This is a genomic window from Brevundimonas sp. AC546 (genome assembly GCF_979258305.1).
Genome location: NZ_OZ409849.1, coordinates 2,858,476 through 2,873,525, shown reverse-complemented (window position 1 = coordinate 2,873,525; position 15,050 = coordinate 2,858,476). Strand labels below are relative to the sequence as shown.

Annotated in this window: 10 protein-coding genes; 2 read left to right on the top strand and 8 right to left on the bottom strand. The window is 65.3% G+C overall.

Annotation, left to right across the window (positions count from 1 at the left end; all coding sequences use genetic code 11):
• Nucleotides 1-227 precede the first annotated feature (227 nt).
• A complete protein-coding gene (locus ACZZZD_RS14175; RefSeq protein WP_463435802.1) occupies nt 228-3,293 on the top strand; it encodes a TonB-dependent receptor plug domain-containing protein in 3,066 nt (1,021 codons plus the stop codon).
• A gap of 195 nt (nt 3,294-3,488) precedes the next feature.
• On the opposite strand, the gene ftsA is transcribed toward ACZZZD_RS14175, so the two are convergent.
• The 4 genes from ftsA to murB form a co-directional block, all read right to left on the bottom strand.
• Nucleotides 3,489-4,823, bottom strand: a complete 1,335-nt coding sequence (gene ftsA, locus ACZZZD_RS14170) for a cell division protein FtsA (RefSeq protein WP_372693183.1) — start codon at nt 4,821-4,823, stop codon at nt 3,489-3,491.
• 13 nt (nt 4,824-4,836) lie between these two features.
• Nucleotides 4,837-5,724: a cell division protein FtsQ/DivIB gene (locus ACZZZD_RS14165; RefSeq protein ID WP_463435800.1), complete on the bottom strand. Its 888-nt coding sequence runs from the start codon at nt 5,722-5,724 to the stop codon at nt 4,837-4,839.
• A complete protein-coding gene (locus tag ACZZZD_RS14160) occupies nt 5,712-6,653 on the bottom strand; it encodes a D-alanine--D-alanine ligase (RefSeq protein WP_463435798.1) in 942 nt (313 codons plus the stop codon). The genes ACZZZD_RS14165 and ACZZZD_RS14160 overlap by 13 nt, the downstream gene beginning before the upstream one ends.
• A 72-nt stretch (nt 6,654-6,725) precedes the next feature.
• Entirely contained in the window at nt 6,726-7,637 is a 912-nt protein-coding gene (murB, locus tag ACZZZD_RS14155; RefSeq protein ID WP_463435797.1) for a UDP-N-acetylmuramate dehydrogenase, read from the bottom strand.
• A gap of 92 nt (nt 7,638-7,729) precedes the next feature.
• Here murB and ACZZZD_RS14150 point away from each other — a divergent pair, with 92 nt between their 5' ends.
• Entirely contained in the window at nt 7,730-8,407 is a 678-nt protein-coding gene (locus ACZZZD_RS14150; RefSeq protein ID WP_463435796.1) for a hypothetical protein, read from the top strand.
• Nucleotides 8,408-8,418: 11 nt separating this feature from the next.
• Here ACZZZD_RS14150 and murC read toward each other — a convergent pair whose 3' ends face one another.
• The 4 genes from murC to ACZZZD_RS14130 all read right to left on the bottom strand — a co-directional run bounded on the left by murC (nt 8,419) and on the right by ACZZZD_RS14130 (nt 15,048).
• Nucleotides 8,419-9,861 (bottom strand): UDP-N-acetylmuramate--L-alanine ligase, encoded by a 1,443-nt coding sequence (gene murC / locus ACZZZD_RS14145; RefSeq protein ID WP_463436141.1) that lies wholly within the window; start codon nt 9,859-9,861, stop codon nt 8,419-8,421.
• Between the two features lie 72 nt (nt 9,862-9,933).
• Nucleotides 9,934-10,155, bottom strand: a complete 222-nt coding sequence (locus ACZZZD_RS14140) for a hypothetical protein (protein WP_463435794.1) — start codon at nt 10,153-10,155, stop codon at nt 9,934-9,936.
• Between the two features lie 187 nt (nt 10,156-10,342).
• Nucleotides 10,343-11,776 (bottom strand): efflux transporter outer membrane subunit, encoded by a 1,434-nt coding sequence (locus tag ACZZZD_RS14135; RefSeq protein WP_463435792.1) that lies wholly within the window; start codon nt 11,774-11,776, stop codon nt 10,343-10,345.
• The gene (locus ACZZZD_RS14130) at nt 11,776-15,048 is read right to left on the bottom strand and encodes an efflux RND transporter permease subunit (protein WP_463435790.1); all 3,273 of its coding nucleotides are present in this window, start codon (nt 15,046-15,048) and stop codon (nt 11,776-11,778) included. The genes ACZZZD_RS14135 and ACZZZD_RS14130 overlap by 1 nt, the downstream gene beginning before the upstream one ends.
• Nucleotides 15,049-15,050 lie beyond the last annotated feature (2 nt).

The following is a 15,050-nucleotide window of genomic DNA, read 5'->3' as shown; positions in this document are numbered from 1 at the left end:
GAACCAACAGCGCTATCCAAGCACTCGACCCCACCGCTGCGCAAGCCCAGCCGTCGATTGCCGCAGACCGGCATTTTGTTACAGGCGTGTGATAACAATGTAACATAAGTCGTTAACTCGCCACCTCCACGCCACATTTGGCTTGGTTTGATCCAACTTTGAAGGCAGAGAACACCGTCCGTTGATGCGTGATCGGCGTGTCCAAATTTGTTGGGGAACCCTTAAATATGAAGTTCAACAGGAAAAACCTGCTTGCAACCACAGTCATAGCCGGCTTTGCCGTTGTGGCTCCTTCGCTGGCGATGGCCCAGACGGCCCAGACGCAGCAGCAGGAAGAAGCCGCCCAAGTCGACGAGGTCGTCGTCACAGGATCGCGTATCCGTCGCAACGAATACAGCAGCTCTCAGCCGATCCAGGTGATCACCGCGGAACAGTCGGCGCTGGAAGGCCTGGCTGACACGACCGAGATTCTGCAATCTTCGTCTGCCGCTAACAATGCAACGCAGATCAACAACTTCTTCACCGGGTTCGTGACCACTGGCGGCCCTGGCGTTAACACCATTTCACTGCGCGGTCTGGGTGAGCAACGCACTCTCGTTCTGGTGAACGGCCGTCGCGTTGGTCCTGCGGGCGTTCGCGGAACCGTTGGTCCGACCGACCTGAACACCATTCCGTCGTCGCAGATCGAGCGCGTTGAAATCCTCACCGATGGCGCATCGTCGATCTATGGCTCGGATGCCGTCGCCGGCGTCATCAACATCATCACTAAAACCAATCAGGATGGCGGCAACGTCGAGTTCTATACGAACCAACCTTTCGAAAGCGGCGGCGCCGAATATCGCGTCAACGGCAGCTTTGGAAAGTCGTTCGACCGCGGCTACATTACTGCGGGCGCCGACTACTACGAGCGCAAAGAACTTCTGTTTGGAGATCGCGAGTACTTCCAGTGCCCGCAGGAATTCAACTTCCTCGACGCCAACCAGACCATTCGCGGCGACGTCATCGACCCGACCACGGGGACATACAAGTGCACAGGCACCCTTAACGCCATCCTTCGCACCCAGTTTGCTGGCGGCGGAGCTAACCGGGCTGGCGACTTCATCTTCAGCCCCACCGCCGTCGCTGGCGGCGGCTATACGAACTGTGACACCGCAGGCTTCCACCTAGTCGCTGGCGGCACCGGCGCCTGCTCCATCACTGCCCAGCCGACCGCCGTACGTCGCGCCGCATTGGCCGAGTATCCGCTCCACAGCGACCGCTATGACAGCCGCACCGCCATCTCACCGGTCAAGCGCACTAGCCTCAGCCTGTTTGGCGGTTACGATCTGACGCCGAATATCGAGATGTTTGGCGAGTTGCTGTACAATAAGCGCGAGTCCGAACAACATAGCTGGCGGCAGCTGTTCCCGACCACCACGCCCATGCACTCGCTCAATCCCTTCGGCGGCGTCTGCAACGGCACCAGCGGCATCGGATGCCACTACACCACTCCGGTCGCGTTGGTGAACTCCGACGACAAGCAGGAAGTGGAATACTGGCGTGGCGTCGGCGGTTTCCGCGGCAACTTCGAACTTGCCAACCGCAACTGGGATTGGGAACTTTCTGGCCAGTACAGCCGCTCCAAAGGCACCTATGGCAGCAACTTCTTCTACAACGACCGCGTTGAAGCGGCTGCAGGTTTGTTGGCTTGGCAAGGTCTTGACCTGAACGGCGATGTTGTCGACGCCAATGGAGACGGTGAACCCGACTACCGCGACGATGCCTTCGTGGCGGCTGGAAATTGCGACGTCTTCGTTCTGACCACCGCGACTTCATGCCCGACCGGTGGTGTGAATTGGTACAGCCAAAATCTGGTTGAGAATGGCCAGCTAACGGCGGAGGAAGAAGCCTTCCTTCTGGGTTATGAAGAAGGCACCACCACGTACGAACACGCTTACATCGAAGGCGTGATCTCGGGCGAGTTGTTCAACTTGCCAGCCGGCGCCGTCGGCGCCGCTTTGGGCTTCCACATCCGCAAGGAAGAGATCGACGACAACCCGGGCGAACAACAGCGCAACGGCAACCTCTGGGGTCAAACCGCTGCTGGTCGCACAACGGGTTCCGACACCGTCAAGGAATTGTTCGGCGAACTGGACATCCCGCTTCTGCGGGCCATGCCGTTGGCCAACGAGTTGACGCTGAACGTATCCGGCCGCTACTCCGATTATGACTCGTATGGTGAGAATTCGACCTACAAGGTCGGGCTGAACTGGGCCATTACGCCGGAATACCGCATCCGTGCTTCATACGGCACGTCGTTCCGCGCCCCGGCCCTGTATGAACTGTATCTGGCCAACCAGACCAGCTTCCTGGGCCAAGGCTCCGTCGATCCCTGCATCAACTATCAGGACTCGACCAACGACGTGCTTCGGGCCAACTGCGCGGCTTCCGGTGTTCCGGAAGAGTATACCGCTGCCGGAGCGTCGTCCGCTCTCATCACTACGGGCGGCGGCATCGGAATCCTCGAGCCGGAGACGGCCGAATCGACCTCGGTCGGCTTCATCTGGACGCCGTCGTTCACCAATCTGAGCATCGCGCTGGATTACTGGAAGATCGAGATCAAGGATCAGGTGGCTCAGTTCGGCGCCAACAACATCATCTCGGGCTGCCTCACTTCGGAAAACTTCCCCAACGAAGCGCTCTGCCAACTGTTCACGCGCGACTTGGATCCGGATTCGACCCGATATCTGCAGATCACGGACGTCAACGACAGCTACGTGAACATCTCGCAGCAGATGAGCGAAGGTCTCGACCTGAATATCCGCTACACCAAGGAATTCTCGGTGGGTGACCTGACCCTGAATGGTCGCGCCAGCTATATTCTTGACTGGACGCAGCAGACCTTTGGTGATGCCGAAGCTTCGCAACTAGAGGGTCAAATCGGCAACCCAGAACTTAACGGCCAAGTTTCGGCTCGTTTTGATCGGGGTGACTGGACCGGCTTCTACAGCATCGACTTCGTGGGTGAGACGGACAACGCGCCGTTCTTTGCTGTCCCGGGGAACACGGGCACCTACCTGGGTCAACCGGTCTGGTATCAACGCGCCACGCCGTTCTACATGAGCCACAACATGTCGATCCGCCGTCGCGTGGATGACATCACCATCCAACTCGGCGTTCGGAACATCTTCGACGAGAACCCGCCGTTGGTGTCGGCTCAAAGCGGATCGAGCCGGATCGGCAACACGCCTCTGGCCAGCCAGTACGACTGGCAGGGCCGTGCGGCGACCTTCACGATCTCTTACTCGTTCTGATCAAAAGTCGCTTCGGCGACTGACCATGATTGAAGGGCGGCAGGTTTTCCTGCCGCCCTTTTTTTAATTGAGTTAGGAAGCGACGATCCCAGTCGCATGGGCTGAACGGCGCCTACGCTTGGGGATTCGTTGGTGCTGACGCAATCACCGCAACGCTCAAATAATAAGTTAAAGCGGCGGCTCGCGCAGATGGCGCTAGAGGTTGTCGCGCAACCAGCCCGCCACACGTCCCACGACGTTGCCGCGGTGGATCCTTGGTGCATCCGCAGCCGTAATCTGTCGCGCCATCAGCTTGCGGGCCGACACGGCCTCACGCGGCCCATAGGCGGCGCGCAGCAGGACGCCCGCAGTGGCGCAGAAGGCGGGGCCGGAGGCGGCGTCGGCCAAATGTGGCGCCCGTTGGGGTTTTCCGAGGCGTACGGGGCGGTCGAAGACGCGCACCGCCAGTTCGCGCACGCCGTTCAGCTGGCTGGCGCCGCCGGTCAGGACCAGGCCCGCGCCGGGTTCGAGGCCCACGCCGGCGTTCTTCAGCCGGTCGCGCAGCAGTTCGAGGGTTTCCTCGACGCGCGGGGCGATGACGGTCTTCAGCATGGCGCGCGGTACGATGACCGGGCCGGCCGAGGCGTCCTCGCCTCGCGGCGGGGCCTCCAGCATCTCGCGGTCTTCGTTGGCGCTGGCCATGGCCGAGCCGTGCAGGGTCTTGAGCCGTTCGGCGCCCGCCTTGGACGTCGACAGGCCGCGCGCGATGTCGGAGGTGACGTGGTCGCCGCCGACGTTCAGGCTTTCGATATGCAGCAGAGACCGCCCGCCCCACACGGCGGCGCTGGTCGAGCCGCCGCCCATGTCGATACAGACGGCGCCCAGGTCCATCTCGTCTTCTTCCAGCGCGGCCAGCGACGACACGACGGGCGCAGCGGCCACGCCCTGCAGGTCCAAATGCGCCAGTTCCAGGCAGTGGCTCAGGGTCGTGAAGACGTTCTCGGCCATGGACACGACCAGCAGGTCCAGCCCCAGCGATCCGCCCCGCATAGCGCGCGGATCATGCACGCCGCGCGCGCCGTCCACCGACCAGGCGATGGGCAGGACGTGGATCGGGCGGCGATTGGGCAGGCGGATTTGGGCCAGGGCCATGCCGATGGCGCGCGCCAGGTCGGCGTCCCCGACCGGATTGGCGCCCAGGGACACCCGCGCCTGCACTCGGTGGCTGGCCATCTGGCCGATGGCGGTCGTGACGACGACGCCGGAGACCGGGCTCTGGGCCGCGCGCTCGGCGCGCTCGACGGCGTGGCCGATGGCCTGGGCGGCCTCGTCCATATTGATGATCGCTCCGCCCTTCACGCCCTTGGACTGGACATGGCTGGCGCCGGCGACGCGGATGGTGCGGTCGGCGTGGCGCACGCCGTCGGGCTTCATGATGAAGCACGAGACCTTGGACTGGCCGATATCCAGCGCCGCGATCACGGGCGCGCGACCGGCGCGAGGATCCATGCCCCGACCCTGATCGTTCGCCGCGCCGCGTTGCTTCGTCATGTCTCTACGGTCCTTAGGCGTCGCCGACAGGTCGCACCGCGACCTCGTCCGGGGTTCTGAGATCGACACGGGCGAAGCCCAGGTCGAGCAGGCGTTCGCGCTGGTCCAGCGCATCGAGGCGGATCAGGGCCGCCTCCTGTTCGGTGGCGGGCAGCTGGATCAGGCTTCCGTCCTTGAGGCGCAGGTCCCAGCGGCGCTCGTCCACGCGCACCAGAGCGTCCACCATCCCCATCAGACGCGGACGCTGAGCCAACAACGGCAGGATCTCGCCCGCCGCCACATCGGCGCCCTTGCCCACGACCAACGGCAGGGTCGGATAGCGGCGCGCATCGGCGCCGGCGATCACTTCGCCGCGCGCATCAATGACCTTGATCTGACCGGCTTCCTGCCACACGGCGAGGCGGTCGTGTTCCTTGACCTCGACGATCAGGGTGTCGGGCAACAGGCGCACCACGCGCGCCTCCTTGACCCAGCCCACGCCCTGAACCCGCGTGCGAATGGCGTCCAGATCCAGGCTGGTGATCGGCTGGCCGGAGTAGAGACCCAGCGCCTGCTGGATCGCCGGTTCTGCCTCGGGCGAGGCGCCGGTGATGTGCACCCGCTTCAGCGTCAGGCCCATGCCGGCCGTCAGATTGTCGATTCCGTGCGAGACCGACGCGCCGATCCGCTCGGCGCGCGCCCCCGTGGCCAGAACCCCGACCAGCAGCAGCGCGCCGGCGCCCAGGGCGATCACGGCGGTGCGGGGTGAAATATCGACACGGCCGATGGCGGCCATCTTGCCGGGAATGGCGGACGCGTTCTTGGCCCCGCCCCGCGACCGCCCTCCCCCTTTGGGAGCCGCGCCGCGTTGGGGAGCCTGATTAGAACTCTGTCGCCGACCGCCGCGAACTACCGCGGGCATGAGGCGTCCTCCACCATCCACCGAACCAGATCGTCATAGCTCATCCCGGTGTAGGCCGCCTGCTCGGGTGCGAGCGAAGTCGGGGTCATGCCGGGCTGAGTGTTGACCTCCAACAGGACCAGATCGTCCTTAACATCGTCATAACGGAAGTCGGATCGCGACACCCCGCGGCACCCCATGGCGACGTGCGCGGCCTCGGCCTGACGCATCGCCATCTCGAAGACGGCGGGCGGCAAGACGGCGGGCAGGACGTGCACCGACCCGCCCGGCGCATATTTGGCCTCGTAGTCGTAGAAGCCCTTGGTCGGGGTGATGTCGGTGACGGTCAGGGCGCGCGGGCCGGCCGGTTCGCCCAGCACGGTGACGCACAGTTCCTTGCCGGCGATGTAGGGTTCGACCACTACCTGCTCGCCATAGGTCCATTCCGGGTAGCCGACCTCGGCCTGCGGACCATTGGCCCCTTCCGGCACCAGGAAGACCCCGACGGAAGAGCCCTCGGCGTTCGGCTTGATGATATAGGGCGGGTCGATGACGTGACGACTGGCGACCTCGTGGCGATCATACAGACCGCCGCCCGGCACCTTGATGCCCGCCGCCCGCAACACCGCCTTGGACTTCTCCTTGTCCATCGCCAGGGCCGAGGCCAGCACGCCGGAATGACTATAGGGGATCTTCAGCGTTTCCAGCACGCCCTGGACGCAGCCGTCCTCACCCCAGGCGCCGTGCAGGCAGTTCAGCACCACATCGGGCTTGATCAGGCCGGATAGCACATTGGCCAGGTCGCGCCCGGCGTCCACGCGACTGACGCGCACGCCCTGTCGCTCCAGCGCCTGCGCGCACTGCTCGCCCGAGGAGAGCGAAACCTCCCGCTCGGCGGAAAGGCCGCCCAGTAGGACGGCGACATGAAGGTCTTTGAAAGCGCGGGTCATGACGTCTCCGATTGCGGCCTACATGTTTAACAAGCCATCAACCTTCTCGCCCCCGCGATTGAAATTTTGTGGTTAGATCGCCCGACCGATCCGCTTGATCTCCCACTCCAACTGAACGCCGGCCTTGGCCAGGACATCGGCGCGCACAGCCTCGCCCAGGCCCTCGATGTCGGCGGCGGTGGCGTCGCCGGGATTGATCATGAAGTTGGAATGGAGGTCGCTGAACATGGCCCCGCCACCGGTCTCGGCGCGCAGCTTGCCACGCCAGCCGGCCTCGTCCACCAGTTTCCACGACGAATGGCCGGGCGGGTTCTTGAAGGTCGAGCCGCCGGTCTTCTGCCGGATAGGCTGGGTGGTCTCGCGGCGGCTAGTGATTTCGCCGATGCGGGCGGCGACGGCTTCGGGCGCATCCGGCGTGCCGCGATAAGTCGCCTCGATCCAAATGATGTCGGTCGGGACCTCGGAATGGCGGTAGGTGTAGCCGAAGTCGGCTAGGGCGTAATCAAGCCGCTGGCCCTTGCGGTTCAGCCCCCAGGCCGAGACCAGCACGTCCTTGGTCTCCGAGCCATAGCAGCCGGCGTTCATGGTCAGGGCGCCGCCGATGGTTCCGGGAATGCCGGCATAGAACTCCAACCGGGCGAGGCCTGCCTTGGCCGAGGCCTTGGCCACCATGGAGTCCAGCGCGCCGGCCCCGGCGGTGATCGTGTCGCCATCCGTCGTGATCTGCGCCCAATGTCTTCCGGCCAGTCGGATCACCACCCCCTCGACCCCGCCGTCGCGCACGATGACGTTCGAACCGACGCCCAGGACAGTCACGGGCGCAGCCGGGTCCAGCGCTTTGAGGAAATCGGCGAGATCGTCCGCGTCGGCGGGGATGAACAGGGCGTCGGCCGCGCCGCCCACCCGAAACCAGGTGTAGGGGCCCAGCGGTTCGTCACGCAGCAGCTTGCCGCGCACGGCAGGGAGGTCATCACTCAAGGTCATGCGATGTCCGATAAAGGCGCCGGCCCCGAAGTCAAAGCATAGACGAACAAGGCCGCTGGCCTGCCCCGTCCTGCATCGCCTAGGGTCGCATCATGAAACCCGTTCAAGTGGTCAAGATTCTCGCTCTCTCCATGGTTCTGACGGCGGTCGTGCTGATGGGCTGGATCGGGCTGGTCTACGCCGTAAACACCTACACTGCGATCGCCATCACCGCCGAGGAAGTCCTGAACCTGATTCTGGTCGGGTTCGTCGCCGTAATCGGTCTGCCCATCCTGCACGCCGCGACCCATCGATGGTTCTGGCACATCCGACGCAAGCAGGCGGCTGGCGAATTCCTGCTCGGCGAGGAGATGCCAGGCTTTGGTTCAGAGCCTACCCAGCCACCTCCACGCATCAAGTGGGGGGCGCGCCAGATCGCCGTCTACACCATCCTGTATCTGGTCGGAATGAGCTCGTTGATCGCCGCCTACGCGCCCTTGGGCCATCAAGAAGCACTGACGTCCTTCCTGTGGCGGTTCAGCGCAGGCCGAGCATCTTTTTCCAGCCTGGTTCAACTGGTCATCGTCTTCTTGCCGATGGCGCTAAGTTTTGCCTGCCTTGTGCCATTGTTCGAAGCGGACCGGAAACGGCTTGCCGCCGGAGGCCTGAATGAACATGAGGCGCTCAGCATCCGTGGTCGACAGGAGTGGCTGTCCTCTTTCGCCACCGCATTCGTGATGGCTGGCTTCCTGGCCTTCATCGCGGGCAATATGATTCTCGTTCATCTCTGAGGCGCGGACCGTCAGCCGTTCAACGCTTCCAACTGTTCCGGCAGCGCATAGGCCCAGGACGTGATGTCGCCGGCGCCCAGCAGGACGACCAGATCGCCCGTCTTCGCTTCGCCCGCGATCACGGCCGGCAGAACCTCGACGCCGTCCAGCGCTTGAACCGAGCGGTGACCGAAGCGGCGGACGCCGTCCACCAGCGCATGCTTGTCCACCCCGTCCAGTGGCGCCTCGCCCGCTGCATAGACGTCGGCCACGAGCACCGCGTCGGCGTCCGAGAAACAGGTCGAAAACTCTTCCATCAGGTCGCGCAGGCGGGTGTAGCGGTGCGGCTGGACCACGGCGATGACGCGGCCGTCGCCCTCGGCGTTCTGGACCACCTGGCGCGCCGCCTTCAGGACGGCGGCGATCTCGACTGGGTGGTGGCCGTAATCATCGACAATGCGCACGCCCCCGACCACGCCCGTGGTGGTGAAGCGGCGCTTGACCCCGCCGAAGCCGGCCAGACCGGTCCGGATCGCCTCGTCGGCCACGTTCAGCTCGCGCGCCACGGCGATGGCGGCCAGGGCGTTGGCGATGTTGTGCCCCCCGGCCATGGGCAGATACAGGCCGTCGATCCGCGTCTCGTCGGCATCCGCGCCCGCCCCGTGGAAGACCACGTCGAACCGGCAGCCGTCCGCGCCCATGTCGATGTTCTCGGCCCGCACCATGGCCTGCGGATTGACGCCGTAGGTCACCAGCCGCCGGTTATCGATGGCGGCGACCAGCCGCTGCACCTCCGGGTGATCCAGGCAGACGGCGGCGAAACCGTAGAAGGGGATGTTCTCGACGAAATCGACGAACGCCTTCCGCACCCCGTCGAAGTCGCCGTAGTGGTCCAGGTGCTCGGGATCGATATTGGTGACGATGGCCGCCGTCGATTTCAGGCGCAGGAAGCTGCCGTCGCTCTCGTCCGCCTCGACCACGATCCAGTCGCCGTCTCCGACCTTGGCGTTGGTGCCATAGGCGTTGATGATGCCGCCGTTGACCACCGTCGGGTCCAGCCCAGCCGCGTCCAGCAACGCCGCGACCATCGAGGTCGTCGTGGTCTTGCCGTGTGTGCCGCCGACCGCGATCGAGAATTGCAACCGCATCAGTTCGGCCAGCATCTCGGCCCGGCGCACCAGCGGGATGCGACGCTCTCGCGCCGTCTTCATCTCGGGGTTCTCGGCCTTGACCGCCGTCGAATAGACGACGGCCGAGACACCCTCGCCCACATGGGTGGCGTCATGACCAATGAAGATGCGGGCGCCCAGCTGCTCCAGGCGTTCCGTATTGGCGCTGGCCTTGGCGTCCGAGCCCTGCACCGAATAGCCGATCTTCAGCATGATCTCGGCGATGCCGCTCATGCCGATGCCGCCGATGCCGACGAAATGGACGGGACCGAGGTCGAACGGGACGGGGCGAAGGCGTGCGATCATCAAAGCGTCATAGACGCGGCCTCGCCCCATGCGAAGGGTGCGCCGCATGCAGAGCGCACTTTTCTGAGGGGATCAGGACGCGACGCCCGCACGCCCCATCCTGGGCGACAGACTGGCCGCCAGAAGATGCACATCGTGCGCCCGCATCCGCTCGAAGTTGCCCAGCCCCAGAGCCAGGGCGCGCATGATCTCGGTCTGGCGCGTGTGTTCGGGATGGGCGGGCAAGGACGATTCCGCCCGCGCCAGTTCTGCATCCAGTTCGGCCATCATATGAGCCAGTATTCCGTCGTTCATCTCGTCCTCCATCACACCGCCGACCGCCGAGAACGGTTAGAGCATGACGAGAACAAATGCGGAACATGCTACGTGAGCGAGACTGTGGATGATCGTCTCATCCTGCATGGGAGACCACGGCTCAAAAGGAAAAAGGGCCGGGCGATGCGTCGCCCGGCCCTTTGCTCCTGTCGTTACGCGAACCCCATCAGCTGTCGGCTTGCCAGCCGCCAGCCAGCGCCCGGAACAGGGCGATCTGGTAGGTGGTGACCAGGGCGTCCGACTGGGCCAAGGCCGCGTCGGCTGCGGCTTGCGTGCGTTGGGCGTCCAGCACCAGCAGGAAGCTATCGGCGCCAGCGTTGAAGCGCAGACGCGACAGGTCGGCGGCGCGGGCCGCCTGGTCGCGCGCCTCGGTCAGAGCTGCACGTCGGTCCAGTTCATTGGCGTAGTTGGACAGGGCCGTTTCCGTCTCCTGCAGCGCCGTCAGCACCGTCTGGTCGAAGGTGGCGAGCGCCGCGTCCGACCGGGCCCCGGCGGCCTTGATCTGGGCGCGCGCAGCGAAGACGTTGGGGAACGACCAGCTGATCAGCGGACCGAAGCTGAAGCGGAAGTTCTGGTCGTCGCTCAGTTCGCCGGATTCCAGCGCCGTGGAGCCGATTGAGCCGCCCAGGCTGATCTGCGGGAAGAGGTTGGCGGTGGCCACGTTCACGCGAGCGGCGGCGGCGGCCAGATTGGCTTCGGCCTCGCGCACGTCGGGGCGACGCGCCAAGAGGGCAGCGCCGTCGCCCACCGGGATCGGCTGGGTCAGTTGCGGCGGACGAACGCAGGCGGCGGCGGCCTGGCTGGCCTCGGCGGGGGTGACCCCGGTCAAGGTAGCCAGGCGGAACAGCGCCTCGTTGCGGGCCGCGCGCAGGGTCGGCAGGGTCGCCGCCGTCTGAGCCAGGGCCGCGCGGGCGCTGGCCACGTCCAGCCCGGTGCCGGCCCCGCCGTCGAGCAGGGTCTGGGTCAGCTCAGCGGTGTTGCGTTGCAGCTCCAGCGTCCGTTCGGCGACCGCGATTTGCGCATTGGCCGAGCAGGTGTCGGCATAGGCGCGGGTCGTCTCGGCCGCGACCGTGACCTGGACCGTGGCCAGGGCGGCCTCGGCGGCGCGGGCGTCGGCGCGGGCGGCGCGGATGGTGGATTCCACCCGGCCGAACAGGTCGATCTCGTACGACGCCTGAAGACCGACATCATAGGTGTCGATCTCGGGCGCATCCTGACCGGCGGGCAGGCCTTGGACCGTGGCGGCCGACGCGCGGCTGCGCTGGGCTTGGGCGCTGGTCGTCGTGGTCGGGAAACGACCCACGCGGGCCTCCGACAGCGACGCCCGAACGGCGCGCAGGTTGGCGAAGGCGGCTTCGAGCTGGTTGTTCTCGGCGAAGGCCTGCTGGATCAGGGCGTCCAGCGTCGGGTCTTCATATAGCCGCCACCAGTCGTCGCGCGCCGCAGCGGTCGAGACGGTGGGGCTGGCCGAGCCGACGAAGCCTCCCGTCCCGGCCACGGGCAGGTCGGCGACGGGCGCCTTGGGCCCGACCGCGCAGGCGGCAAGCAGGGCGCTCGAAGCTGCGGCGGTCAGGAGGCTGAGGGTCTTGTTGCGGGTCATCAGATGTCCCCTCCCCGGCCGGTCGCGGGCGCCGGAGCGTTCGGATCGGTCAGGTCGCTGGTTTCGTCGTAACGCACCGGTGTCTCAGGCGTCGTGGTGGGTTTGGGCTTTTGGCCCTGCGGCAGCTTCGAGGACAGCCAGCGGCTGACCACATAGAAGACCGGCGTGAAGATCAGGCCGAAGAAGGTCACGCCCAGCATGCCCGAGAAGACGGACGTGCCCAGCGATTGCCTCATCTCCGCGCCCGGACCCGTCGCCAGCATCAGCGGCACGACGCCGAGGATGAAGGCGAACGAAGTCATCAGGATCGGACGCAGACGGGTCTTGGCGGCGGCTACCGCAGCCTCGAACCGGTTCATGCCCTGCTCTTCTTCGGCTTGCTTGGCGAACTCGACGATCAGGATGGCGTTCTTGGCCGCCAAGGCGATCAGAACGACGAGCCCGATCTGGACCAGGATGTTGTTGTCCAGCCCCCGCAGGTTCACCCCGATGATGGCCGCCAGCAAACACATCGGCACGATCAGAATGACCGCCAGCGGAAGCGTGAACGCTTCATACTGAGCCGCCAGCACCAGGAAGACGAACACCACCGCCATCACGAAGATGAGTGTCGCGCCCGAACCGGCCGCCTTCTGCTGATAGGCCAGGCCCGTCCATTCGTACGAGAAGCCTTGGGGCAGGGTCTGCGCGGCCATGTTCTCCATGATCTGCAGCGCCTCGCCGGACGACACGCCCGCCGCCGCATTGCCCTGAAGCTCGGCGGCCGGGAACAGGTTGTAACGCACGATCCGGGCCGGCCCCGAGTCGTTCACCAGGTTTGCGACCGAACCGATCGGCACCATGGCCCCCGACGACGACTTGGTCTTCAGGTTGGCGATGTCGGCGATGTCGTCGCGGGACTGCGGCTCCGCTTGCGCCGTCACCCGGAAGGTGCGGCCCAGCATGTTGAAGTCGTTGACGTAGGACGAGCCCAGATAGACCCCCAGCGTGTCGAACACGGCGCTGGGCTGGACGCCCATCATCAGCGCCTTGCCACGATCGACGTCGGCGGTGATGCGCGGCGAGGCGGTGTTGTAGGTCGAGAAGACCTGGCTGACCTCGGTCGGCGCCTGGGCGGCGGCGCCCATCATGGCGAAGGTCGCGCCTTCCAGCGGACGATAGCCGGCGCCTTCGCGATCCTGGATCATCATCGAGAAGCCGTTGCCGGTGCCCAGACCCTGCACCGCCGGCGGGGCGATGACGAAGATCTGCGCGTCCTCGATTTGACCGGTGGCCTGGGTGATGGCCCCGGCCAGGGCCGTGGCGGCCTCTTTCTTGGAACGCTCCTCAAACCCGTCCAGACGCACAAAGATTGTGGCGGCGTTGGAGCCGAACGAGAAGCTGGAGCCGTCCAGGCCTGCAAAGGCCACGGTGCCGTTCACCCCAGGCGTGCCTTGAATGATCTTGCTCGCGCGTTCCATCACCGCCTGCGTGCGATCCAGCGAGGCGCCGGCCGGCAGTTGGATGACGCCGATCAGGAAGCCTTGATCCTGCTCGGGAATGAAGCCCGAAGGCGTGTCGATCAGGCGCCAGGCCGTCAGACCCAGCAGACCGGCGTAGATGATGAGCACCAGACCGACCGTACGCACCAGACGCGCCGTCAGACGACCGTAGCGGTCCGACAGCCAGTCGAAGCCTTCGTTGAACTTACGTCCAGCCCAGCCGCCGTAATAGACGACCGTGCCCAGAACGCCCGGCTTGCGAGCGTGCTCGTGGTCCTTCTTGTGCGGCTTCAGCAGCAGGGCGGCCATGGCCGGCGACAGCGTCAGAGACACGAACAGCGAGATGACCGATGCCGAGGCGATCACGACCGCGAACTGGCGATAGAAGATGCCGGGGATGCCGGGCAGGAACATGGTCGGCACGAACACCGAAACCAGCACCAGGCCGATGGCGATCAGCGCGCCGGACACTTCCTCCATCGCGCGATAGGCCGCCTCTTTTGGCGTGAGGCCCTCGCTGATGGCCCGCTCCACATTCTCGACCACCACGATGGCGTCATCGACGACGATGCCGACCGCGAGGACGAGGGCGAACAGGGACAGGGAGTTGATCGAATAGCCCAGCGCCAGCTGCACCGCGAAGGTGCCGACCAGGGCGACGGGGATGGCGATGATCGGGATGATGGCCGCGCGCCAGGTCTGAAGGAAGACCATGATGACGATGACGACCAGGATGACGGCTTCGACCAGCGTATGCTGAACCGACTCCACCGAGGCGGCGACGAACTCGGTCGGATTGTACGGAACCGAGATGTTCATGCCGGCCGGCAGTTCGGCCTTAACGGCCTCGACCTCGGCCAGGACGCGTTCAGCCGTACCCAGCGCGTTCGCGCCCGGTTGCTGTACGATAGCCAGACCAACGCCGCGTTGACCGTCGAAGAAGCCGCGGATGCCGTAATCTTGCGCACCCAGTTCGATCCGCGCCACGTCGCGCAGATAGGTCACACGCCCTTCGGCGTCCGTCTTGAGGATGACCTTGGAGAACTCTTCTGGATCGGTCAGACGGCCCTGAACCTGGACCGGCAGTTGGAAGGAGGCGGCGCTGTTCGCGAACGGCGGCTGGCCGATGGAGCCGGCGGCGGCCTGGACGTTCTGGGCCCGCAGGGCGGCGACGATCTCGGGGCCTGTCAGACCACGCTCGGCCGCCTTGGCCGGGTCGATCCAGACACGCATCGAATAGTTGCCGCCACCGAACACCTGCACCGCACCAACGCCTTCGATGCGCAGCAGACGGTCCCGTAGCGTCGAGTTGCCGTAGTTCCCGACATAGTCGTTATCCAGCGTTCCGTCGGGCGACGTCAGCCCCAGGATCATCAGGAAGCCGCTCTCGGCCTTGTTGACCACGACGCCCGTCTGACGAACCGCCTCGGGAAGGCGGGGTTCGGCCAGTGCGACCCGGTTCTGGACGAGCACCTGTGCGGAATCGAGGTCCGTTCCGGGCTGGAATGTCACGGTGATCGCCACCGCCCCGTCCGATGTGGACGAGGAGGTGATGTAGAGCATGTTCTCGACGCCGTTCACCTCCTGCTCGATGGGGGCGGCGACGGTCTCGGCCAGGGTCTCAGCCGAGGCGCCGGGATAGGCGGCGTTGATGGTGATCGTCGGCGGCGCGATCTCCGGATACTGCGACAGGGGCAGCAGCGGATAGGCGGCGATGCCGATGATGGAGATCACCACCGCGATCACGGCCGCGAAGATCGGCCGGTCGATGAAGAAGCGGGAGATGTTCATGG